This is a genomic window from Streptomyces sp. NPDC014882 (assembly GCF_043081325.1).
Classification (GTDB): Bacteria; Actinomycetota; Actinomycetes; order Streptomycetales; family Streptomycetaceae; genus Streptomyces.
Genome location: NZ_JBIBWL010000005.1, coordinates 221,473 through 242,839 on the forward strand (window position 1 = coordinate 221,473; position 21,367 = coordinate 242,839).

The 21,367-nt window shown below is 74.7% G+C and carries 20 protein-coding genes; 13 read left to right on the forward strand and 7 right to left on the reverse strand.

What is annotated here, in order from left to right; genetic code table 11:
- Positions 1-67 precede the first annotated feature (67 nt).
- From ACF09K_RS14595 to ACF09K_RS14605, 3 genes are read left to right on the forward strand one after another with little or no spacing between them, the layout of a single operon-like run.
- Positions 68-853, forward strand: coding sequence for an enoyl-CoA hydratase family protein (locus ACF09K_RS14595; protein ID WP_392243522.1), 786 nt, complete (start codon positions 68-70; stop codon positions 851-853).
- Positions 841-1,452, forward strand: a complete 612-nt coding sequence (locus tag ACF09K_RS14600; RefSeq protein ID WP_392243524.1) for a TetR/AcrR family transcriptional regulator — start codon at positions 841-843, stop codon at positions 1,450-1,452. Before ACF09K_RS14595 ends, ACF09K_RS14600 begins: the two co-directional genes overlap by 13 nt.
- The gene (locus ACF09K_RS14605) at positions 1,449-1,652 is read left to right on the forward strand and encodes a hypothetical protein (protein ID WP_392243526.1); all 204 of its coding nucleotides are present in this window, start codon (positions 1,449-1,451) and stop codon (positions 1,650-1,652) included. Before ACF09K_RS14600 ends, ACF09K_RS14605 begins: the two co-directional genes overlap by 4 nt.
- Here the strand turns inward: ACF09K_RS14605 and pdxH are convergent.
- Positions 1,642-2,271, reverse strand: coding sequence for a pyridoxamine 5'-phosphate oxidase (gene pdxH / locus ACF09K_RS14610; protein WP_392243933.1), 630 nt, complete (start codon positions 2,269-2,271; stop codon positions 1,642-1,644). The two genes, ACF09K_RS14605 and pdxH, sit on opposite strands and share 11 nt — an antisense overlap.
- A gap of 279 nt (positions 2,272-2,550) precedes the next feature.
- On the opposite strand from pdxH, the gene ACF09K_RS14615 reads away from it, so the two are divergent.
- Entirely contained in the window at positions 2,551-3,696 is a 1,146-nt protein-coding gene (locus tag ACF09K_RS14615) for a citrate synthase 2 (RefSeq protein ID WP_392243528.1), read from the forward strand.
- A gap of 16 nt (positions 3,697-3,712) precedes the next feature.
- On the opposite strand, the gene ACF09K_RS14620 is transcribed toward ACF09K_RS14615, so the two are convergent.
- Positions 3,713-4,741 (reverse strand): isopenicillin N synthase family dioxygenase, encoded by a 1,029-nt coding sequence (locus tag ACF09K_RS14620; protein WP_392243530.1) that lies wholly within the window; start codon positions 4,739-4,741, stop codon positions 3,713-3,715.
- Positions 4,742-5,467: 726 nt separating this feature from the next.
- Here ACF09K_RS14620 and ACF09K_RS14625 point away from each other — a divergent pair.
- Positions 5,468-5,932: a GNAT family N-acetyltransferase gene (locus tag ACF09K_RS14625; RefSeq protein WP_392243531.1), complete on the forward strand. Its 465-nt coding sequence runs from the start codon at positions 5,468-5,470 to the stop codon at positions 5,930-5,932.
- A gap of 144 nt (positions 5,933-6,076) precedes the next feature.
- On the forward strand, positions 6,077-7,492 hold the full coding sequence (locus ACF09K_RS14630; protein ID WP_392243934.1) for a PAS domain-containing protein: 1,416 nt from the start codon (positions 6,077-6,079) through the stop codon (positions 7,490-7,492).
- Between the two features lie 53 nt (positions 7,493-7,545).
- Here ACF09K_RS14630 and ACF09K_RS14635 read toward each other — a convergent pair whose 3' ends face one another.
- Complete coding sequence (locus tag ACF09K_RS14635; protein WP_392243532.1) at positions 7,546-8,301, reverse strand: SIS domain-containing protein; 756 nt, start codon at positions 8,299-8,301, stop codon at positions 7,546-7,548.
- A gap of 226 nt (positions 8,302-8,527) precedes the next feature.
- Between ACF09K_RS14635 and ACF09K_RS14640 the strand changes: the two genes are divergently transcribed.
- Both ACF09K_RS14640 and ACF09K_RS14645 read left to right on the forward strand, forming a co-directional pair.
- Positions 8,528-9,220, forward strand: coding sequence for a metal-dependent transcriptional regulator (locus ACF09K_RS14640; RefSeq protein ID WP_392243534.1), 693 nt, complete (start codon positions 8,528-8,530; stop codon positions 9,218-9,220).
- A gap of 566 nt (positions 9,221-9,786) precedes the next feature.
- Complete coding sequence (locus ACF09K_RS14645; protein WP_392243535.1) at positions 9,787-10,794, forward strand: alpha/beta fold hydrolase; 1,008 nt, start codon at positions 9,787-9,789, stop codon at positions 10,792-10,794.
- A 266-nt stretch (positions 10,795-11,060) separates the two neighbouring features.
- On the opposite strand, the gene ACF09K_RS14650 is transcribed toward ACF09K_RS14645, so the two are convergent.
- A complete protein-coding gene (locus ACF09K_RS14650) occupies positions 11,061-11,714 on the reverse strand; it encodes a bifunctional DNA primase/polymerase (protein ID WP_392243537.1) in 654 nt (217 codons plus the stop codon).
- A 296-nt stretch (positions 11,715-12,010) separates the two neighbouring features.
- Here ACF09K_RS14650 and ACF09K_RS14655 point away from each other — a divergent pair, with 296 nt between their 5' ends.
- Together ACF09K_RS14655 and ACF09K_RS14660 are read left to right on the forward strand one after the other, a co-directional pair.
- Positions 12,011-13,396: a transcriptional regulator gene (locus ACF09K_RS14655; RefSeq protein ID WP_392243539.1), complete on the forward strand. Its 1,386-nt coding sequence runs from the start codon at positions 12,011-12,013 to the stop codon at positions 13,394-13,396.
- Between the two features lie 199 nt (positions 13,397-13,595).
- Positions 13,596-15,284 carry a hypothetical protein gene (locus ACF09K_RS14660; RefSeq protein WP_392243541.1) on the forward strand — a complete coding sequence of 563 codons (1,689 nt, stop codon included), beginning with the start codon at positions 13,596-13,598 and terminating at the stop codon, positions 15,282-15,284.
- 91 nt (positions 15,285-15,375) lie between these two features.
- Here the strand turns inward: ACF09K_RS14660 and ACF09K_RS14665 are convergent, their stop codons facing one another.
- Positions 15,376-16,728, reverse strand: a complete 1,353-nt coding sequence (locus ACF09K_RS14665) for an ABC transporter substrate-binding protein (RefSeq protein WP_392243542.1) — start codon at positions 16,726-16,728, stop codon at positions 15,376-15,378.
- A gap of 172 nt (positions 16,729-16,900) precedes the next feature.
- Here ACF09K_RS14665 and ACF09K_RS14670 point away from each other — a divergent pair, with 172 nt between their 5' ends.
- Together ACF09K_RS14670 and purU are read left to right on the forward strand one after the other, a co-directional pair.
- Positions 16,901-17,347 carry a hypothetical protein gene (locus ACF09K_RS14670; protein ID WP_392243544.1) on the forward strand — a complete coding sequence of 149 codons (447 nt, stop codon included), beginning with the start codon at positions 16,901-16,903 and terminating at the stop codon, positions 17,345-17,347.
- Positions 17,348-17,562: 215 nt separating this feature from the next.
- Positions 17,563-18,447: a formyltetrahydrofolate deformylase gene (purU, locus tag ACF09K_RS14675; protein WP_392243545.1), complete on the forward strand. Its 885-nt coding sequence runs from the start codon at positions 17,563-17,565 to the stop codon at positions 18,445-18,447.
- A 154-nt stretch (positions 18,448-18,601) separates the two neighbouring features.
- Here the strand turns inward: purU and ACF09K_RS14680 are convergent, their stop codons facing one another.
- Together ACF09K_RS14680 and ACF09K_RS14685 are read right to left on the reverse strand one after the other, a co-directional pair.
- Positions 18,602-19,801: a zf-HC2 domain-containing protein gene (locus ACF09K_RS14680; protein WP_392243546.1), complete on the reverse strand. Its 1,200-nt coding sequence runs from the start codon at positions 19,799-19,801 to the stop codon at positions 18,602-18,604.
- Entirely contained in the window at positions 19,798-20,394 is a 597-nt protein-coding gene (locus ACF09K_RS14685; RefSeq protein WP_392243548.1) for a sigma-70 family RNA polymerase sigma factor, read from the reverse strand. The genes ACF09K_RS14680 and ACF09K_RS14685 overlap by 4 nt, the downstream gene beginning before the upstream one ends.
- A gap of 392 nt (positions 20,395-20,786) precedes the next feature.
- Here ACF09K_RS14685 and ACF09K_RS14690 point away from each other — a divergent pair, with 392 nt between their 5' ends.
- A complete protein-coding gene (locus tag ACF09K_RS14690) occupies positions 20,787-21,164 on the forward strand; it encodes an STAS domain-containing protein (RefSeq protein ID WP_392243550.1) in 378 nt (125 codons plus the stop codon).
- Positions 21,165-21,367: the final 203 nt, after the last annotated feature.

Below are 21,367 nucleotides of genomic sequence, written 5' to 3' on the forward strand. Positions count from 1 at the left end.
CGTACCGGAGGAAGCGTCCGTGCCCGTACCGGAGGAAGCGTCCGTGCCCGTACCGGAGGAAGCGTCTGTGACCGCCCCGCGCGAAGCGCCCGTGACCGCGCCGGAGGAGGCGTCCGCGGCCGCGCGGCTCGGCCGTACCCGGGACCGCGGCGTGGAGACACTCAGCCTCGACGCCGTCGGCACCCGCAACGCCCTGTCCGCCGCCCTCGTCGCGGAACTCGCCGCCGCGCTCGCCGACTGCGCCGCGGACCCCGGGGTCCGCGCGGTCGTCCTCACCCACACCGGCGGCACCTTCAGCGCCGGCGCCGACCTGCGCGACCCGCCCGACCCGGACGCCTTCGTCGCCCTGCTGCGACAGCTCGTCGAGCTGCCCAGACCGGTCGTCGCCCGCGTCACCGGCCACGTCCGCGCCGGCGGCCTCGGCCTCCTCGCCGCCTGCGACGTCACCGCCGCCTCCACCGCGTCGACGTTCGCCTTCACCGAGGTGCGCATCGGGGTGGCCCCGGCCGTCATCTCCCTGCCGCTCCTGCCGCGCACCGACCCCCGGGCCCTCTCCCGCTACTACCTCACCGGCGAACGCTTCGACGCCGTCGAGGCGGCCCGCATCGGCCTGCTCACCGCGGCCGCCGACGACGTCGACACCGTGCTCGCCCCCGTCCTCGACGGCCTGCGCAAGGCCTCACCCCAGGGCCTGGCCGAGACGAAACGGCTGCTCACGGTTAGGGTGCTGGAGGCGTTCGAGCGGGACGCGGCCGCGCTCACCGCGCTCTCCGCCCGCCTGTTCGCCTCCCCGCAGGCCCGCGAGGGAATGACGGCCTTTCTCGAACGACGGGAACCCGCATGGGTGTTGTGAGCCCGGTCGACCGCGACCGCGCCCCCAAGCAGGACCGCAGCCGGGCCACCCGGCAGCGGCTCCTGGAAGCCGCCGTGGCCTGCCTCGCCGAACGCGGCTGGGCGGGCTCCACGGTCTCCGTCGTCGCGGAACGGGCGGGCGTCTCCCGAGGCGCCGCCCAGCACCACTTCCCCACCCGCGAGGACCTCTTCACCGCCGCCGTCGAGTACGTCGCCGAGGAACGCTCCCTCGCCCTGCGCGCCCTGTTCCCGCAGGGCGCGGCGGGCGACCGGCGCGCCGTCGTGTCCGCCCTCGTCGACCTCTACACCGGCCCCCTCTTCCGCGCCGCCCTGCACCTGTGGGTCGCCGCCTCCGACGAGGAACAGCTCCGCCCGCGCGTCACGGAACTCGAGGCCCGCGTCGGCCGCGAGACCCACCGCATAGCCGTCGACCTGCTCGGCGCCGACGAGTCCCGCCCCGGCGTCCGCGAGACCGTCCAGGGCCTGCTCGACATGGCCCGCGGCCTCGGCCTCGCGAACCTCCTCACCGACGACGGCCCCCGCCGCGACCGGGTCGTCACCCAGTGGGCGGCCCTGCTGGAACAGAACCTCGGCCGGTGAGCGACCGGTTCCAGGTGACCGTCGGCCTCGACGCGGACGAGGGGCGGGCACCGCTGCCCGCCGAGCGCGTGGCCGCCCGCCCCGTCGCGCGGGGCATCGCGCCCGCCCCCCGGACCCGGTGCGTCCCCGGACGGTCCTCCGGGCGTCCGCCCGGCCCGCGCGGGCTCGTCCCCGCACGCCGGCCCGCCCTCACGGGCTGAGCCGCTCCACCCGCCAGCCGCCGTCCGCCTCCGCCACGTACCGCAGGCGGTCGTGCAGCCGGTTCTCCCGGCCCTGCCAGAACTCCACCGACTCCGGCACCACCCGGAAACCGCCCCAGTGCGGCGGCACCGGCACCTGCTCGCCCTCCGGGTAGCGGGCCGCCAGCTCGGCGTAGGAGGCGTCGAGGTCGTCGCGGGACGTGATCACCGCGGACTGCACGCTCGCCCACGCGCCGAGCTGGGAGCCGTGCGGCCGGGTCCGGAAGTACGCCGCCGTCTCGTCGCGTCCGGTGCGCCGGGCCACCCCCCGCACGAGGACCTGCCGGGCCACCGGATGCCACGGGAACAGCAGGCTGACGTGCGGGTTCTCCGCGAGGTCGCGGCCCTTGCGGGAGTCGTAGTTGGTGTAGAAGACGAAGCCGTGCGCGTCGAAGTGCTTCAGCAGCACCGTGCGGGAGGAGGGCCGCCCCTGGGCGTCCGCCGTGGAGACGACCATGGCGTTGGGCTCGAACAGGTGCGCCTCCGCCGCGGCCTGCTTGAACCAGCGCGCGAACTGCTCCACGGGAGTGGCGGCCAGATCGGCCTCGTCGAGGCCCTCCGCCCGGTACTGCTTGCGCATGGAGGCGGGATCGGGGGAAACGGTCTCTGCGTGGTCCACGCCGTCATCTTGCCGCACCGGAGCCGCCGGCAGCAGTGCCTCCACCCACCCGAAGGTGGCACTGAGTGCCGCAACATCTCCCCAAAGGTGGCACTCGGGGTTATGGTGCTTGTGCCATCCCGGTTGCGTGACCGCCGAGTTCACGGGGCATCACCGGAGTGACCGCCCAGGACCGCGAGTCCCGCACGGACCGCGGATCCACCGGCGCCACCTGTCGCACACATCACGAGGAGCCGCCTGATGTCCGACTTCGTACCCGGACTCGAAGGAGTCGTCGCGTTCGAGACGGAGATCGCCGAACCGGACAAGGAGGGCGGCGCGCTCCGGTACCGGGGCGTCGACATCGAGGACCTCGTCGGCCACGTCTCCTTCGGCAACGTCTGGGGCCTGCTCGTCGACGGCGCCTTCAACCCCGGACTGCCGCCCGCCGAGCCGTTCCCCATCCCCGTCCACTCCGGCGACATCCGCGTCGACGTCCAGTCCGCGCTCGCCATGCTCGCCCCCGTCTGGGGCCTCAAACCGCTCCTCGACATCGATGCCGAGCAGGCCCGCGAGGACCTCGCCCGCGCCGCCGTCATGGCGCTGTCCTACGTCGCCCAGTCCGCCCGCGGACAGGGCCGCCCCATGGTCCCGCAGAGCGAGATCGACAAGGCGCGGTCCGTCGTCGAGCGGTTCATGATCCGCTGGCGCGGCGAGCCCGACCCCAAGCACGTCGCCGCGGTCGACGCCTACTGGACCTCCGCCGCCGAGCACGGCATGAACGCGTCCACCTTCACCGCCCGCGTCATCGCCTCCACCGGCGCGGACGTGGCCGCCGCCCTCTCCGGCGCGGTCGGGGCCATGTCCGGCCCGCTGCACGGCGGCGCCCCCTCGCGCGTCCTCGGCATGATCGAGGAGATCGAGCGCACCGGCGACGCCGAGGCCTACGTCAGGCAGGCCCTCGACAAGGGCGAACGCCTCATGGGCTTCGGCCACCGCGTCTACCGCGCCGAGGACCCCCGCGCCCGCGTGCTGCGCCGGACCGCCCGCGAGCTGGGCGCGCCGCGCTTCGAGGTCGCCGAGGCCCTGGAGAAGGCCGCCCTCGACGAGCTCCACGCCCGCCGCCCGGACCGGGTCCTGGCGACCAACGTGGAGTTCTGGGCGGCCATCGTCCTCGACTTCGCCGAGGTCCCCGCCCACATGTTCACGTCGATGTTCACGTGCGCCCGTACCGCCGGCTGGTCGGCGCACATCCTGGAGCAGAAGCGCACCGGCCGCCTCGTCCGCCCCTCCGCCCGCTACACCGGCCCCGGCTCCCGCGGCCCCCGGGAGATCGAGGGATACGCCGACATCACCGACGTCGCCGACACCACAGACGTCGCCGACATCGCAGGCACCGCCCGCTGACCCGCCCGGGCGGCCGTCACGCGGGGCTGAGCAGCTCCGCGTGATGCCGCTCGGCCACCAGCGGATGGGCCCGCAGCTTGCCCTTCAGCTCGTTGAAGCCGTACTCGGCGAACAGCGGATTGGCCGGATCGTCGGTCACGCCGGGCGCGGCGGAGGCGTACGGGAAGGGCAGCGGCTCCACCCGCGCGTCGAGGCGCGGGTTGTAGAAGAACGGCACGGAGAACCGCTCGACCGCGCTCGGCGGGGACACCACCCGGTGGTTGGTGGCCACCAGGTACCCGTTCGTCGCCACCTCCAGCAGCTCGCCGAGGTTGACGACGAACGCCCCGGGCAGCGGCGGCACGTCGTGGAACGCCCCGTCCTCCCGCTGCACCTGGAGCCCGCCCACCCCGTCCTGGAGCAGCAGCGTCAGGAACCCGTAGTCCTTGTGGGCCCCCACCCCCTGACCGGTGCCGTCGCCCGCGCTCCCCGGATAGCGCACCAGCTTCAGGTGCGGGTGCGCCCGCTCCCCGAACACCGGGTCGTAGAAGTCAGCCGGCGCCCCGATCGAGGCGAGCAGCTCGTGCAGCAGCCGCTGCGCGACCGCGCTGAGCCGCTCGACCCACCGCAGCGCGGCCACCCGCAGCTCGGGCAGCCCGGCGGGCCACTGGTTGGGCCCCTCCAGCCACCAGTACGCGGGCTCCCCGGGCCCCGGCACCCGCGCCGGCCGCTCCGCCCCGATGTCCAGCTGGTCCCGCCAGTCCCGCCGGCCCCCGGTCCGCTCGTCACCGGTGCGCGTGTAGCCCCGGAAGTGCGGCGAGCGCACGTTGTCGAGCGCGAGCCGCTCGGCCTCGGGCAGCGCGAAGAACCGCCGCATCGCGGAGAGCAGCGCCGCCGTCTCCGCCTCGCTCACCCCGTGCCCGACGAGCTGGAAGAACCCCACGTCGTGCGCGGCGGCGTGCAGCTGCGCGCGCAACAGGTCCCGGGCCTCGGGCCCCCGGTCGGCGGCGGAGAGGTCGATGATCGGCAGTTGCTGGTACGACGGGTTCGTCGACACGTTCGTCATGGTGCGTCCGCGGGGTGTACGGGTCCCGCGCGAGCGCCGTGGGTGGGGCGGGCGCACGGGTGCCAAGTGGGCAGGGAAAGAGAAGGGGGGAAACACGGGCGGCTGCTGAACCGCGAAGGGGCCGGACGGCTCAGAGGGAGCGTCGACAGCCCATGCTCGTGACGCGGACGTAGTCCACGTGGCGGCGCCGAACGAGCGAAAGCATGCGGTCAGGGTACTCCCCGCCCGCACATTCGTACGTGGCGCGCGTCACATGCCGAAGGATCTGCGGTCGGCTCGTTCGGGCGGCGAGGCCCGGCTCGGGCGGCGGGGGCCCGACGGGAGCCCGTGAACGCAGGCGACCCGCGAGTCGGGTCCTCCGGGGAGGGCCGGCCGGACGTACCGGCGACTCGCGGGTCGGGTGACTGCTGGGATTGGGCCGGCTGCACGCGTCTTTCACGTGCCGGTCCGGCACCGCACTCGGTGGGGTGACGGGCCGCTAGCCCGCAGCCACCTCACGCGTCCGGTTCTCGTACATTCGCCGAACCACCTCCCTTCTCGTGTGCTCGCCACCTTAGGAAGCATCCCGCCGTCCGTTCAACCATTTTTTTCCGGCGGACGAGGACCGGGAGCGAGGCGGACACCCGTCGGCCCGCCCGCCGGCCCGCCGCCGGCCCGCGCGGCGGGGAGCGGGGCCGGATCCGCGACTTCGTTGACGCCCGCCCCGCCGCACGGTTGCCTGGGGCCGTGAACGCTCTTCGTCTTCGCATCGCGCCGGTCGCCGGCGAGGCCATGCTCGAGCAGTGGCGGCACGTCCACAACACGATCGTGCCCCCGGCCGCCATGTCCCCCGACGAGGCACGCGCGCGTGCCGGCCGCCACCGCCTGGAGAACGCCTACCTCGGCGACGTCCTCGTCGGCTGCTCGACGCTGCGGCCCCCGGCGGGCGAGGAGGCGGTGGCCACCGTCATCGCGCGCGTGCTGCCGCCGTACCGCCGCCGCGGACACGGCACCGCGCTGTACGAGAACGCCCTCGCCGGCGCGCGCCTGCTGGGAGCCCGGGCGGTGGAGACGTGCGTACTGGCCGTCAACGAGGACGGCCTGCGGTTCGCCGCGGCGCGCGGCTTCGTCGAGACGGAGCGCTACACGCTGGACGGCGAGGACGACCTCTGGGTCGACCTGAGGCTGACCGCGCCCCGGCGGGCCGGCTGACCGCGCCCTGACGGGCCGGGGGAACGGGGCGTGCCGGGCGGGACCGGCGCACGACCGTTCCCCGGCCATCTTGCGGGAACCATATGTGCGCTGCGTCACGTTCAAGTTCAATGAGGGCACGTGAGCGAAGCTGAGGGGGTCCGGGTGAGCGCTTCCCGCCGTAGGGGGACCACCGACGAACTGGGACCGGACGAGCCCGAGCGGCCCGGCCCGGAGGGCCCTGACGGCTCCGACCTGCTCGCCGCGCTGCTCGACGGGATGGACGCGGCCCTGTGCGCCTTCGACGCCGACGGCGTCGTCACCCACTGGAACCGCGAGGCGGAGCGCATCCTCGGCTGGACCGCCGCGGAGGCGGTCGGCCGGCACGGCTTCACCGGCTGGGCCGTGCGCGAGGCGGACGCCGGGGAGATCGAGGGCCGGCTGACGGCCGCGATGCGCGCGCCCGGCCGGCAGGTCCACGAGTTCGCGCTGCTCACCAAGGACGGCGGCCGGGTCCTGGTGCGCACCCAGTCCGCCGCCGTCCGCGGCCCCGACGGCAGGCCCGCCGGGCTGTACTGCGCGTTCAGCGAGGTGCACACCCAGATCGACCTGGAGCGCTCCATCGCCCTGAGCGAGGCCCTCTTCGCGGACGCGTCCTGGGGCGTGGTCCTCGTCGACGCCGACCTGCGCCCCGCCGTCGTCAACGCGCACGCCGCCCGCGCGCTCGGCACGGGCCGCGCGGCTGCCCTGGGCCGTCCGCTGGGCGACCTGCTCACCCGCGGCGTCGAGGAGCTGGAGAACGCGCTCACGCACGTCCTCGCCGAGGGCGCCCCGCCCGCGCCCGCCGAGCTGTGGGTGGGGGTGCGGACCCCGGACGGCGAGAAGCGGCGCTGCTGGCGCAGCGGCTTCGTGCGGCTCGCCTCCCCGCTCGCCGAGGAGCCGGTGCCGCTCGGCGTCGGCTGGCTGTTCCAGGACGTCACCGAGGCCAAGCAGGTCGAGCAGGAGGCGGCCCTGCTGCGGTTCCGGACGAACCAGCTGCACCGGGCGTCGCGGGCGGCCGCCGAGTGCGAGGACCCGGCCGAGGCGGTGACCGTCCACCTCGACTTCGCCCTCGCCGGCTTCGCCGACCACGCCGTGATCGACCGGGTCGCCGGCGCCCCGCGGGCGGACGGGGAGCCGGACGCCCCGCCGCGTCTGGTGCGGGTGGCGGCCACCCCCTCGGGCGGCCCGGGCCCCAGCGTCCTCACCGGCCACGCCGGACTGCCCGTGGGGTACGGGGAGGGCCACCCGGCGCTCCAGTGCGTGACCCGCGCGGGCTCGGTGCGCGCCTCGGCGGGCAAGGTGGCGCCGGACCGGGCCCGCGAGTGGGCACGGACGCGTCAGTGGCCCGAGGACACCGTGCACGCGCTCTGCGCGGTCCTGCGCAGCCGCGGCCGCACCCTGGGCGTCGTGACGTTCCTGCGCACGGCGGGCCGTACGGCCTTCGAACGCTCCGACGCCACCTACGCCGAGGACGTCGCCGTCCGGACGGCGGCCGCCCTCGACCTCGCCGGTCCCGCCGGGAGCGGCGACGGCGCCTGACGCGCGGGGGACCGCCGGGGGCGCGGCCCCGCGGTCCCGGCGGGCGCGGCCCCTCAGTGCCGGTAGAAGATCCGGTCCCGGTACTCGTCCATGATCCGGCCGTTCCAGTCGTGGCCGCCGTCCACGTTGCCGGAGCGCAGCAGCGGGGGCTCGACGCCGCGTTCCGCGAGGGAGGCGGCCGCCGTGGCCATGACCGCCTGGAGGAGGGCCGCGGTGACGACCGTGGAGGCGGGCGCGAAGGGCGCGGGGACGGTGTCGAGGGTCAGCTCGGCGTCCCCGACGGCGATCTTCGAGTCCAGGACGAGGTCGCAGTGGTCCTTGAGGAACGTCCCCGACCGGTGCCGGGACGTCGTCCCGGCGGCGTACGCCACCGAGGTCACGCCGATGACCTTCACGCCCAGGGCGCGCGCGGTGAGGGCCATCTCCACCGGGAGGGCGTTGCGGCCCGACAGCGAGACCACCACCAGGGCGTCGCCCGCGCGCACCGGGGAGGTCTCCAGGACCACGCCCGCCAGGCCCTCGACGCGCTCCAGGGCGGAGCCGAGGGTGGCCGGCGTGACGTCCACCCCCACGACGCCCGGCACCGCGAGCAGGTTCATCAGGGCCAGGCCGCCCGCGCGGTAGACGACGTCCTGCGCCGCGAGGGAGGAATGGCCGGCGCCGAAGGCGAACAGGCGTCCGCCGGAGGCCACGGTGTCGGCGAGGAGGACACCGGCGGCCTCCACGGCCCCCGCCTCCTCGTCGCGCACCCGCTGCAACAGGCCGATCGCGGCGTCGAAGAACTGCGCGGCGGGCGTGCGGTCACTCATCCGAGGGGCCCCTCTGCCGAATCCGGTGTCCGTGTCCGTGTCGCGGATCACCGTGCGGTCCGGACCGGCGCCCTGTCAACACGGCCGGGGGAGCGGCGGCCCCGGCGCGTCCCGCCGCTTCGGCGGCGCGGCACGCTTGTCAGTGGTATCCGGCAGAATTGAGGCCAGGGCCAGCGCACGAGCCGGAGAGCCGTCCAGCCTCCGGCCATCTCATCGAGGGGCACGTATGTCCGGACTGATCGACACCACGGAGATGTATCTCCGCACCATCCTCGAGCTGGAGGAGGAAGGTGTGGTCCCCATGCGCGCCCGGATCGCCGAGCGGCTCGACCAGAGCGGCCCGACGGTCAGCCAGACGGTGGCCCGCATGGAGCGGGACGGCCTGGTCTCCGTGGCCAGCGACCGGCACCTGGAGCTGACGGACGAGGGCCGCCGCCTCGCCACGCGCGTGATGCGCAAGCACCGCCTGGCCGAGTGCCTCCTCGTCGACGTGATCGGCCTGGAGTGGGAGCAGGTCCACGCGGAGGCGTGCCGCTGGGAGCACGTGATGAGCGAGGCCGTCGAGCGCCGGGTCCTCGAGCTGCTGCGCCACCCCACCGAGTCGCCGTACGGCAACCCCATCCCGGGACTGGAGGAGTTGGGGGAGAAGGACATCGCCGACCCCTTCCTGGACGAGGGCATGGTGTCGCTGGCCGACCTCGACCCGGGCCTGGAGGGCAAGACGGTCGTCGTGCGCCGCATCGGCGAGCCGATCCAGACGGACGCGCAGCTGATGTACACGCTGCGGCGGGCCGGTGTGCAGCCGGGCTCGGTGGTGAGCGTGACGGAGTCGGCCGGCGGCGTGCTGGTGGGCAGCGGCGGCGAGGCGGCCGAGCTGGGGGCGGACATCGCCTCCCACGTGTTCGTCGCGAAGCGTTGACGGTCGCGCCGGTCACTTGCCGGGCGTTGTTCAACTCCTGGGGTCGTCCGGTGGGTTGAGGGGTCCCGCCGATCTCCTCGAATCGGTGATTCCCTGTGTCGAACCGCAGCGCCGCGCCGTCGCGCGTGTCAGTCTGTGTCGTGAGGCATATGACCTGAGGGGGGTGCGGGATGATGCGCCGCGGATCATGGGAGGGCCCCGGCGCCCTGCGGCGCCGGGGCCTGTCCTCCCCTGTTCTGACCTGGAGCCCCGAGCTCTCAAGGTCACTCCCCACGGACCGGTTTCCCCGAGCGGTCCGCCTCCCGTTGAAGATCTCCCCTCGGTGGCGACGATCATTCCTTGAGGGGGGTCACTCGAACGAGCGGTGTTGCTCGCGGAAGCAGGCATTTTCGAATAGTCATTCGATAGCGTGCGGGTGAGGAGTCCGTAGGTCGCGCGATGCGCGGGGCGCGGGCGGCGAGGCAGTGGGCAGCACAGCGGTACGACGGCAGACACGACGCGTGACCGGACCGGCCGGCTCGAGCGGGAGCCGGGGGTCCGAGCGGAGCGAGGGGGTGCCAGGAGCTATGGCGCGACGCATCGACGTGACCGGGGCGGGCGGTGTACGCCTGGCGGCCTGGGAGTTCGGCGACCCGCCCAAGGAGGACCCGGCGGAGAACGGGCCGGAAGTCGTGATCCCGGCCCAGGCGGTCGGTCCGCCGGCCGGCGGACCGACCGGTGAAGCGGCCGCCGGACCGGCCGGTGAGGCAGCCGGGGGGCCGGCCGGGGCGGACGGGGGGTGGTTCGGGCCGGCGGCCTCCGAGCGCACCACCGGCGTGCTGTTACTGCACGGCCTGATGGGCCGTGCCTCGCACTGGGCGTCCACCGCCCGCTGGATCTCCGAGCGGCACCGTGCCGTCGCCCTCGACCAGCGGGGCCACGGCCGCAGCGACAAGCCGCCGCGGGCCGCCTTCACGCGCGAGGCGTACGTCGAGGACGCCGAGGCCGCCCTCGAACAGCTCGGTCTCGCCCCCGCCGTCCTCGTCGGCCACGCCATGGGCGCCCTGACCGCCTGGCAGCTCGCCGCCAAGCGCCCCGACCTGATCTCCGGCGTGATCATCTGCGACATGCGCGCCTCCGCGCTCGGCGCGGCCTCGCAGCGCGAGTGGGCCGACTGGTTCGCGTCCTGGCCCCTTCCCTTCGCCACCCTCGCCGACGTCCGCAAGTGGTTCGGGGAGGACGACCCCTGGGTGGAGCGGCCCAACCCGGCGCGCGGCGAGTTCTACGCCGAGGTGATGCAGGAGTCCGCCGACGGCTGGCGCCCCGTCTTCGAACCCGAGCAGATGCTGAAGTCCCGCGAGACCTGGGTCTACGACGCCCACTGGGAGGAACTCGCCCAGGTCCGCTGCCCCACCCTGGTCGTCCGCGGCCTGAACGGCGAACTGGGGCGCGCGGAGGCGCAGGAGATGGTGCGGGTGCTGCCGCGCGGGGAGTACGCGGAGGTCGCCGACGCCGGCCACCTCGTGCACTACGACCAGCCGGAGGGCTGGCGGACGGCCGTCGAGCCGTTCCTGGACGCGGTGCTGGCGCGCTGACCGGACCGGCGGGGGAGGGGCCGGGCCCTTCCGCGCGAGGCGCGTCCCCTGCGGGCGTCCCTCCGGCAGGCTGGTCTCCGGCAGGCGCGCATCCGGCGGGTGCGCCCCCGGCGGGCGTTCCTCCGACAGGCGTCCCCCGGCGTGTGCGTCCCCCCGGCAGGCGTCCCCCGGCGGGTGCGCCCCCCCCGGCAGGCGTCCCCCGGCGGGTGCGCCCCCCCGGCAGGCGTCCCCTGGTGGGCGCGTCCCCGGCCTGCTCGGCGGTGCCCCTACCGGTCCCTGCCGCAGGCGTAGGCCAGTGGGGGGATCAACTCCTCCGCGTCCGGCAGCCACCGGTTGGCCGGGGTGGGCCGGCAGGCCCACTGCACGGCCCCCCGCGACCCGAACCGCGTGGGCGGCGCCGCCACGTACGCGCCCTCGCCCAGCGCGACGAGGTCGAGGGAGGACGGCGTCCACCCCGACGCGCGGAGGAGGTCCGGCACTTTGGCCACGGCCCCGGGAAGGACGAAGAAGTGCATCCGCCGGTCCGGCGCCGCCGTGACCGGGCCCAGCGCCGACCCCATCCGCTCCATCCGCGCCAGCGCCAGGAACCCGGCCGTCTCCGGCACGGAGATCGCGTCGAAGGTCCGCCCGGTCGGCAGCAGGATCGACGCGTCGGGCCGCTGCTGCCACATGCGCCGCGCGACGGTCGCGCTGCCCGTCGCCCGCGTCGCCCAGTCGGGCCGGTCCGGGTGCGCCCCGGGCGCCGGACACGCCGCGTCGTCGCAGGAGCAGCGCTGCGCCCCGTCGACGGTTTCCCACCAGGTGCCGGGGACGACGTCCCAGTGACGCTCCTCGGTGTAGCGCACGGCGGTCTCCAGCAGCGATTCCCCGCGCTGCTTCGGGATCTGGGTGGCCTCGGCGCCCGCGATGGTCTTTTCCACGATGAACACAACTCCGGGCGTCACCAGGGGTTACGGCCCGCCCACGTGCGCGGGGGAGGAGCACCGGTCCGCCGTCCGGGGCGCACGGGTGCATCACCGGGGGCGCGCGCGAGGAACGAGCGCGGGAGCGGGTAGGGAGGCTGGGGGAAGCTTCCGTCTTTACCCAGGCAATCCTCGCATGTCTCGCATTCTCGTCCTGTCCGCGGGGCATTGATCTTCACGGCCGGAACTTTTCGGTGGAAGACACATCAACTCGGTGCGCGGGAAAGGCACCGCAGCCACAGGGGGTAGTGCCAATGGCCGCAAGGCCTCTCGTCGCGCGGCAGCCGAACGAACGGCTGCAGGCGCTCATCCAGGAAGCGGGATGCTCGAACGCCGGGCTCGCCCGCCGCGTGAACATGTGCGGCGCCGAGCACGGCCTCGACCTGCGCTACGACAAGACGTCCGTGGCCCGTTGGCTGCGCGGACAGCAGCCGCGGGGACGCGCCCCGGCGGTCATCGCCGAGGCCCTGGGCCGCAAACTCGGCCGTACGGTCACGATCGACGAGATCGGCATGGCCGACGGCAAGAACCTCGCGTCGGGCGTCGGCCTCCAGTTCTCGCCGACGGTACTGGGGGCCATCGAGCAGGTCTGCGAGCTGTGGCGCAGCGACGTGGGCCGGCGGGACTTCCTCTCGGGGTCGTCCGTGGCCGCCTCCGCGCTGGTCGAACCGAGCCGCGACTGGCTGATCTCCTCGCCCGACGCGCAGGTGGCGCGCTCGGCCGGCCCCCGGGTGGGCATGCCCGACGTGGCGGCCGTCAGGGCGATGACCCAGGCGCTGGTCGAACTGGACCACCGGCACGGCAGCGGACACGTGCGCCCGGTCGTCGTGCACTACCTCAACAGCGTCGTCTCCGGCCTGCTCGCCGGCTCCTACCGGGAGGCGGTGGGGCGCGAACTCTTCGCGTCCGTGGCCCGGCTGACCGAACTGGCGGGCTACATGGCCGTCGACACCGGGCAGCCCGGCCTCGCCCAGCGCTACTACATCCAGGCCCTGCGCCTCGCCCAGGCGGCGGGCGACCGCGGCTACGGCGGCTACGTGCTCGCCGCCTCCATGAGCCACCTCGCCGCCCAGCTCGGGAACCCGCGCGAGATCGCCCAGTTGGCGCGCGCGGCACAGGAGGGGGCGCGGGGGCGGGTGACGCCGCGCGCGGAGGCCATGTTCCACGCCGCCGAGGCCCGCGGGCACGCCCTCATGGGCGACGTACGGGCGGCTCACGCGGCGTCCGGGCGGGCCGTGTCGGCGCTGGAGGCGGCCGATCCGGCGGCCGGGGACGACCCGGCGTGGATCGCGCACTTCGACGAGGCCTATCTGGCCGACGAGTTGGCGCACTGCCACCGTGACCTCGGCCAGGCAGAGGCGGCGGCGCGCTGCGCGGAACAGGCCCTGGCCGGACACCCGGAGAGCCGGGCCCGCCGACGGGCCATCGGATATGTGCTGTTGGCCACGGCGCAGGTGCAGCAGCGAGAGGTCGAGCAGGCCTGCAACACCGGTACGAAAGCGGTGGAGTTGCTGGAGACGCTCCGCTCCGACCGCGGTGCCGAGTACCTGGACGACCTCCAGCAGCGGCTGGAGCCGTTCCGGGAGGAGCCCGTGGTCAGGGAGTTCGGGGCGCGACTGGATCTCCAGGCCGCCGCGTGAACATCCGGGACGCCGTGGTGTGAACGGCCGGGAAACGGCCCGTCGTCGGGAAGCCGGCGCCGGGTACGGCACACGGCGTTCCGGTCCTCCGTCCTTCGTACGAGGGGGAGATCATGACCTGAGCTGCGTGGCACGGGGTTCCGGGGACCCGGTAGCGTGAGCCGACGATTCCGAAGGTCCCCCATCAGCAGGAGTCCCGGTGACGCAGAGTGGACAGGGCGAGGAGCCCTCGGCGCGACCCGCGCGCGAAGGCATCGTGCTGCCCTCCGACGGCGGGGAACCCCTGCTGCCGGGCGCGGTGAACGGTCCGCGGCACGATCCCCACGGCGGACAGCGGCAGTACGGCGGGCAGCCGTCGCCCCCGCCGGCCGGCGGACAGACCTGGGACCGGTCCTGGGGGCCGGAACAGCAGCCGGACCACCCGGCGGGCCAGCAGACCGGACACCAGACCGGACACCAGGCGGGTCACCGGACCGGGCAGCAGCCGGGGCAGGCCTGGCCGCCCCCGGCGGACCAGCAGCAGTGGGGCGGGGACCGGCAGTGGGACACCCCGCAGCCGACGGGCCCCGACGCGTGGCGGGCCGCACCGCAGCCCGGCCCCGCTCAGGGCGCCGGCCCGCTGCCGCCCGAGGGCGCCCCCGCGCCGCCGTCGTACGGCCACGGCGTGCCGTCCGCGCCGCTGCCCCCCATGGCCGACGGCGCCACCCAGTACATACCCCCGGTCTCCGCGTCCGGGCCCGCGCCCGTGGACGAGGGGGCCACCCAGTACATACCGCCCGTCCCCGCACCGGGGGCGGGGGACGAGGGCGCGACGCAGTACCTCCCGCCGGTCGCACCGGGCATGCCCGGCATGCCGGGCGCCCTGCCGCCCGAGTCGCCCGCGGAGTCCACCCACTACCTGGGCCGCGCCCGGCAGCACGCCCCGGGGCCGCAGGCCGCCCACGGCGGGCAGCACGGCGCCCACGCCGACGCCGAGGCCACCCAGTACATTCCGCCGGTGACCGGCCAGGGCCCCTACGGCGCCGGCGAGAAACAGCCGCCCGCCGAGTTCGACAACCTCTTCCGCGGCGGCCCCGCCGACGACGGCCCGGCCGGGTCCACGCAGCAGATGCCGCGCTTCTCGGAGCCCGAGCCCCCCGGCTACGGCGCCCGCCCCGCCGCCCACGCCCAGCCCTCGTACACCCCGCCCGGCGGCGGCTCCGGCGGGCGGCGCGCGATGCGCGACGACGACCACCGGGGCGGCGGCGGCCGGAGCGGTTCGCGGGTGCCGCTGTTCGCGGCGATCGGCGTGGCCCTCGTCGTCGTCGGAGTGGGCGCGGGCGCCCTGCTCTCCGGCGGGGGCGGCGACGAGCAGGGCGACGACGGCAAGACCGTCGCCGCGTCACAGCCCGCCACGGGCGAGGGCTCCGCCTCGCCGTCCGCCGACGCGGCGAAGCAGCAGGCGATCGCCCTGGACGAGCTGCTCGCGGACAGCGGCAGCAGCCGGGCGACCGTGATCAGCGCGGTCGCCGACGTGAAGAGGTGCGGCAACCTCGCCAAGGCCGCCGCCGACCTGCGGGAGGCGGCGAAGCAGCGCACCGGGCTGGTGACCTCGTTGTCCGGCCTGGCCGTCGACAGACTTCCGGAGCACGCCGCGCTGACCGCCGCGCTCACCAAGGCGTGGCAGGCCTCGGCCTCCGCCGACGACCACTACGCGGCCTGGGCCGACCAGGTGGCCGCCGACAGGGGCAAGCTCTGCAAGAAGGGCCAGGCCCGCGCCACGGGCCGGACGCAGGAGGCCAACCGCGCGAGCGGCACGGCCAGCGCCCAGAAGACGCAGGCCGCGAAGCTGTGGAACGCGATCGCGAAGACGTACGGACTGACGGAGCGGCAGCCGACGCAGCTGTGACCCGGGGAGGGCCCCGGCCGGCACCGGCCCCGACCGGCGTCGGCCGGGTCCCTCCCCGGCCGGCGCCGTCCCCGGTCCGCGTCCGCCGGTCTCAGTCGACGTCGGCGTTCTCCAGCGTCTTCGTGACGTCCACGAAGCCCTCCTTCGCCGCCGCCAGCCGGCCCTGCTTCACGGTCTGCAGGGTCACCTCGGCGTTGACCAGGCGCGGGAAGCCGATCGAGGCGAGCTGGTCGGTGAACTCCCAGCGCAGGGTGGGGGTGAGCCCGCCCGTGTCGATCCGCAGGCCGTCGTCGAGCGCCCCGGTGACGGTGTCCGCGGTCACCGCGCCGCCGCCCAGCGACTCCACGACCTTCCGGAAGACGGTGTAGGCGATCCAGGTGGTCTGCACGCCCGTGTCCGCGGGGTCGATCCGGGTGTCGGAGAAGGCGCTCTCGCTGATCACCTTCTTCATCGGGTCCCAGCGCGGGTCGCTCGCCACCGGGTACCAGCCGGTGACGTACGCCCCCTCGAAGGCGCTGGACGCGCCGCCGGTGGAGTTGATGACCGTCTGGTCGACGCTGCCGAGGACGGTGGCGGTGCTCACGTCGGAGTGGTCCTCGCGGGCCCGCCGGAAGGAGTCCATGAAGGTGTCGGTGCGGTCGCCGAGGACGGGGACCACGCACCCGCCGCCCTTTCCGGTCCCGCCGTTCTCGCCGGCCGGGCCGGTCCCGCCCGCCGCGGTCACCTCCTTCAGGGAGGCCTCGGCCTGCACCGAGTACTCGGTGGCGTCCTCCGCGGCCAGCTGGTCCACGGCCTTGTCGTGGCCGCCCGCCGTGAGGCCGGCGTCGAGCATGGGGGTCAGGGTGTCGCCCGCGATGGTGTCGGGGCGCACCAGGGCGACGCGGCCGCAGTCCGCGGCGAGTTCCTTGCCGAGGCCGGCCAGCAGTGCCGGCTGGCCCCCGTTGACCGGGTAGGAGAGGGGGCTGGTGAACTCGGCGTTGGTGACGCCGTAGCCGCCGATGTAGGGGATGCCGGCCCCCTCCAGGTGCGGGAGGAAGGCGTCGGAGCGCTGGCTGTAGGAGCCGACGACGGCGACCGCTCCCGCCTTCACGGCCTGCCGGGCGCACTTGGCGGCGTCCACGCCGTTGTTGTGGTCGTTGCAGGTGAGGACCTCGAGCTTGCGGCCGTTCAGTCCGCCGTGGGCGTTGACCCAACGGGCGTAGGCGCGGGCGAAGGCGGGCATGCCGGGCTTGTTGGTGGCCGCGGTGCCTTCCGGCGCCCAGGTCATGACGACGATGGGGTCGTCCCCGGAGCTGCCCGAGACGCTGGGGGCGAGGCCGCAGCCGGCGGCGAGCGACGCACACGCCGCCAGAACGCTCGCCGACCGGACGACGGAGGGGAAAGACCTGGCGGGGCGGGTGGCCCTGAGGAGGAAGGTGTTTTTCGTGTGTTGCCTACCGGTCATGCTCGTGCACGATTCCGTCACATGACCAACCGGTGAGTGACCCAACGTCAAGGGAAGGTGACGGAGAGGTGAATTGCGGGGGCTGGTGCGTCGCGCGGGGCGGGGAAACGTACGATCGACGACCGTGCAAGGTTCGGAGAACTCTTCCCGTCGCGGCCGTCGCTCCTCCACCATGGGCGGCATGCCACTCAACGACATGCCGTGGTGGCGCTGGCGCAGCAATGTGCGCTCCGCGCTGCACATGCTCTCCGACCCGGTGTTCCAGCGGGACGTCTGGCTGGCCGGCGCGGACGGGTACGGCGACGTCACCGACGCCGTGTACCGCCTGGTCGAGGACACCTGGCTCGACAACTGGTCCGCCGAGAAGTACGTCGGCACGATCTTCCGGGACTCCCAGGAGGCGGCGCTCGTCGACACCGCCGTGCTGCGCGTGCTGCGGATCATGCACCAGGTCGGGCCGGACGCCCCGGTCTCCGCCTACATCGACCACGAGGGCTGGCCGGACGCGGTTCGGGCGGCGCGCGACGCCCACGTGCGCATGGCGGTGGCCGACGGCGAGGAGCCGGACACCCCGCCGCGCACGCTCGAAGTGCTGCGGATCATGACGCGGACGGCGTGACGGACGGCGTGGCGGGCCGTGTGACGGACCGCGCGGGGGGCGTGCGGCGGACCGCGTGGTGAGCCGGCGAGCGGCGTGACGGACGGCATGACGGGCCGGCGTGACGGGCCGGCGAGCGGCGTGGCGGGCGCGCGTCACGGGCGGCGTGGCGGGCGGGATCCCGCCCTGCGGACGGATTTCCTGCGGGCGCGGCCCGTCATGAGACCCTGTGCTGCATGAGTGAGCAGTCCACCCGCCCCACGGCGACCCTCGCCGACCAGTACGTCCTCACGCTGTCCTGCCCCGACAAGCAGGGCATCGTGCACGCCGTGTCCAGCTACCTGTTCATGACCGGCTGCAACATCGAGGACAGCCAGCAGTTCGGCGACCACGACACGGGACTGTTCTTCATGCGCGTCCACTTCTCGGCGGAGTCGCCGGTGACCGTGGACAAGCTGCGGGCGAGCTTCGCGGCGATCGGCGACTCCTTCCACATGGACTGGCAGATCAACCGGGCCGACGAGAAGATGCGCGTCGTCCTGATGGTCAGCAGGTTCGGCCACTGCCTGAACGACCTGCTGTTCCGCGCCCGGACCGGCGCGCTGCCGGTGGAGATCGCGGCCGTGGTGTCCAACCACACCGACTTCGCCGAACTGGTGGGTTCGTACGGCATCCCCTTCCACCACATCGCGGTGACGAGGGAGAACAAGGCCGAGGCGGAGGCGCGGCTGCTGGAGATCGTCCGCGCCGAGGGCGTCGAGCTGGTCGTGCTGGCCCGCTACATGCAGGTCCTGTCGGACGACCTGTGCAAGCAGCTCAGCGGCAGGATCATCAACATCCACCACTCGTTCCTGCCGAGCTTCAAGGGCGCGAAGCCGTACCACCAGGCGCACGCGCGGGGCGTGAAGCTGATCGGCGCGACGGCCCACTACGTGACGGCCGACCTCGACGAGGGGCCGATTATCGAGCAGGAGGTCGAGCGGGTCGGGCACGACGTCACGCCGGACCAGCTCGTGGCCGTCGGGCGGGACGTGGAGTGCCAGGCGCTGGCGCGGGCCGTGAAGTGGCACGCGGAGCGCCGGATCCTGCTGAACGGGCGGCGGACGGTCGTCTTCGCGTAGACCGGCGCGGCCCCGGCGCCCGGGGCTCCCGCGGGCGCACTCCGCCGCCGTACCGGACGGCCCCCGCACCCGGCGGCGTCCGGCGGCCGACCGGCGCCGTCCGGCTGGGTCCGTCTGGGTCCGTCTGGGTTCGTCTGCGTTCGCCTGTGTTCGGCTACATCCGGCTCAGGGACGCCGCCGCGGACAGGACGTCGCGGATGGCCGTCCGGTCGCCCGACTGGCCGGCCGCCGCCTCCTCCGGGGAGACGTGGCCCGCCGCGAGCCGGCAGAACTCCACGTCGTCCAGGGCGACATGGGCCACCTCGTGGTCGGCGGAGCCCACCGCGGCCGGGGAGTCGAGCGGGATGAACCACTCGCCGCCGCCCCGCCCCTCGATCTCCAGCCGCAGGCTGCGGCCGGGACGGCCGGCGGTCACCAGGTGCCGGTGGTCGCCCGGCCCGGCCAGTCCCGCGCGGCGGCGTGCGGCGAGGACGGACGGCAGCATCCGGGCGGCCAGGCCGACCATGCCGCGCAGGTGGCGCGGCGCGGGCGGGTCGTAGGGGTAGTCGACGGCCTCGGCGATGTCCACGGCGTGCACCCAGCATTCGAAGGCCCGGTCCACCAGCGCGTCCCGCAGGGGCAGTTCGAAGTCGCCGTACGACACCGCGGTGGCGGCGGGGTCCTCGCCCGGCCCGGCTCCGCCCGTGCGGGAGGCGCCCCCGTCGCCGAAGGACACCGTGCGCACGACCGCGTGGGCCTGGTCCCGCCAGGGGCCGCGCACGGACCGGGTCGGCGGGAAGCGCGAGGCCTCCCAGAACGCCTCCGTCCGCTCCGCGGGCGTGCCGGCCGGCTTGCCCGCGGTGGTGCCGGTGACCGGGCCCAGCGGATCGTCGAGGCCCAGGGCGACGGCGACCAGCCCGTCCACCGCGAGCAGGTGGGCGATGACCCCGGCGACGGTCGTACGGCGGCTGGTGGGGTCCTGGCCGCGGAACCAGCGCAACCGCACGGGCGCGTGCCACTCCGCGTCCCCGAAGTCCTGGAGCAGGGCGTCGAGCCGGGCGGTCTCCGCGTCGTACGCCGCCGCCCAGCCGGGCACCGGGACGCGTGGCGGGCGCCGGTCCAGGCAGCCCTCCAGGACGCGGGTGCGCAGGCCCGGATCCAGGTCGAGGCTGTCGGGACGCTGGAGCAGGCCGACCGCCTCGCGCAGCCGCCGGGCCTCGTCGGCACAGGCCCCGCAGTCGCCGAGGTGCTCCTCGACGGCGGCGGTCTCCCCGGCCGAGCAGGCGGCCAGTGCCCAGGCGCCCAACAGGGCCTTGAGCACCGGGTGTTCCAGGCGCGGCGGCGCCGGAGCGGCGGGGCACCGGTCCTCGGTCACGCCGCACCCCCGTAGTGTCCGGGCGGCGCGCCGGGGGCGGCGGCGTCGTGGGCCGTGGAGAGCAGCTGCAGGCCGAGGCGGAGGCGCCGGCGCGCCTCGTCCTCGGTGACGCCGAGGTCGGCGGCGGTCTGGCGGTAGTCGCGGCGCTGGAAGTACGCCAGTTCCAGGGCGGCGCGCAGCGGGGCCGGCATCGACTGGACGATGTAGTCGGCGCGGGCGGCGACCGAGGCGTGCCGCACCTTGTCCTCCAGCGCCTCGGCGCGTTCCCCGGCGCTGCCGGAGCCGTCCGGCGCGAGCGCCGCGGCCTCCGTGGCGCGCAGCCGCCGCACCGCCAGGCGGCGGGTCAGGGCGGCGACCCAGGTGCGCAGGGAGCCGTCCCGGGGGTCGTAGGAGTCCGGGTGCTCCCACACGTGCGCGAAGACCTCGTGCGTGACGTCGTCGGCGGCCCGCTCGTCCCCCAGCACGCGGTGGGCCAGACCGTGCACCAGCGAGGCGAACCGGTCGTACAGCTCGCCGAGGGCGGCGGCCTCCCCGCGCGCGAGGCGCTGCTGCATCGTGCGGTCCCAGCGGGGCGGTGCGTCCTTCTTCGCCATGCGGCCCCCTCAGCCCTGCCCGTGCCCGGCGCCCCCGCCGGGACCTTTCCCTGTCCAGCCTGCGTGCATCGTCCTGCCGAATGTAGTCGGCACGTCCGAGGACGCACGCCCCTTTGGTGCAATGTGCGCCCCCCTGCGCGTCGAGGGTGGTAAAGGCATGCTCTGGGCGCGCCTACCCGACTTGCCACCGATCAGACGGGAACAGATTGAATCAAGTCTGGATCAGGACTGGTTGAGTCCGGTCTTGAGGGGATCGAACAGGACCTGTGGCGATCAGAACAAGCCTCTTTCTTGAATTGGTTGTTTTTTGCTCGCAGTTTCGGGGAACGGCCGCTGGGCAGCCGCGCTGCGAGGAAGCGAAGGGACAGCTTCCGTTCGGGCGGACGAAGGGCGTGTGGGTGGCTTTCAAAGTGACCGTCGGCGAACGGGGCGGATGGGCCGTGCTCCGTGTGTCGGGCGAACTGGACCTGGTGACCTCCCCGTTGCTGCGCCAACGGGTGCACGACGAAGTGGCCGAGGGCCGCCACAGCCTCGTCCTGGACCTCTCCGAGGTGCATTTCTGCGACTCCAGCGGAGTCGGCGTCCTCATCGCCTCCCGGCGGCTGATCCGCTCCTGCCGGGGCCGTCTGCGGCTGATCCTGCCGGCGCGCGGAGCGGTCGAGGACTCCCACGTCAACCGGGTCCTCGGCGCGCTGGGGGTACGCCGGCTGTTCGACGTGTACGGCGACGTCGCCGACGCCGTGGACGGGACCGAGCCGCTGTCCGCCTAGGTGTGTCGGCCCGGGGGGCGGGCCCGGTCCGGTGGATGGGCCCCTCCGGGGCGCGTGCGGGGCGCGTGCGGGGCGCGTGCGGGGCGCCGCGGGGCGCCGCGGGGCGGACGGGAAGGTGACGACAGGGCCCGGGGTCCGGCTCCACCCCGGGGCGCCGGCGTCGTACGCTCCCCGCGGAGAGTCCACCCCCACCCGACGCGACG

Excerpts from the sequence above, each read along its gene's own strand:
- ACF09K_RS14600 (WP_392243524.1), top strand. The coding sequence starts at position 841 with ATGGGTGTTGTGAGCCCGGTCGACCGCGACCGCGCCCCCAAGCAGGAC.
- pdxH (WP_392243933.1), bottom strand. The coding sequence starts at position 2,271 with ATGCGCAAGCAGTACCGGGCGGAGGGCCTCGACGAGGCCGATCTGGCC.
- ACF09K_RS14615 (WP_392243528.1), top strand. The coding sequence starts at position 2,551 with ATGTCCGACTTCGTACCCGGACTCGAAGGAGTCGTCGCGTTCGAGACG.
- ACF09K_RS14620 (WP_392243530.1), bottom strand. The coding sequence starts at position 4,741 with ATGACGAACGTGTCGACGAACCCGTCGTACCAGCAACTGCCGATCATC.
- ACF09K_RS14635 (WP_392243532.1), bottom strand. The coding sequence starts at position 8,301 with ATGAGTGACCGCACGCCCGCCGCGCAGTTCTTCGACGCCGCGATCGGC.
- ACF09K_RS14640 (WP_392243534.1), top strand. The coding sequence starts at position 8,528 with ATGTCCGGACTGATCGACACCACGGAGATGTATCTCCGCACCATCCTC.
- ACF09K_RS14645 (WP_392243535.1), top strand. The coding sequence starts at position 9,787 with ATGGCGCGACGCATCGACGTGACCGGGGCGGGCGGTGTACGCCTGGCG.
- ACF09K_RS14655 (WP_392243539.1), top strand. The coding sequence starts at position 12,011 with ATGGCCGCAAGGCCTCTCGTCGCGCGGCAGCCGAACGAACGGCTGCAG.
- ACF09K_RS14665 (WP_392243542.1), bottom strand. The coding sequence starts at position 16,728 with ATGACCGGTAGGCAACACACGAAAAACACCTTCCTCCTCAGGGCCACC.
- ACF09K_RS14670 (WP_392243544.1), top strand. The coding sequence starts at position 16,901 with ATGGGCGGCATGCCACTCAACGACATGCCGTGGTGGCGCTGGCGCAGC.
- purU (WP_392243545.1), top strand. The coding sequence starts at position 17,563 with ATGAGTGAGCAGTCCACCCGCCCCACGGCGACCCTCGCCGACCAGTAC.
- ACF09K_RS14685 (WP_392243548.1), bottom strand. The coding sequence starts at position 20,394 with ATGGCGAAGAAGGACGCACCGCCCCGCTGGGACCGCACGATGCAGCAG.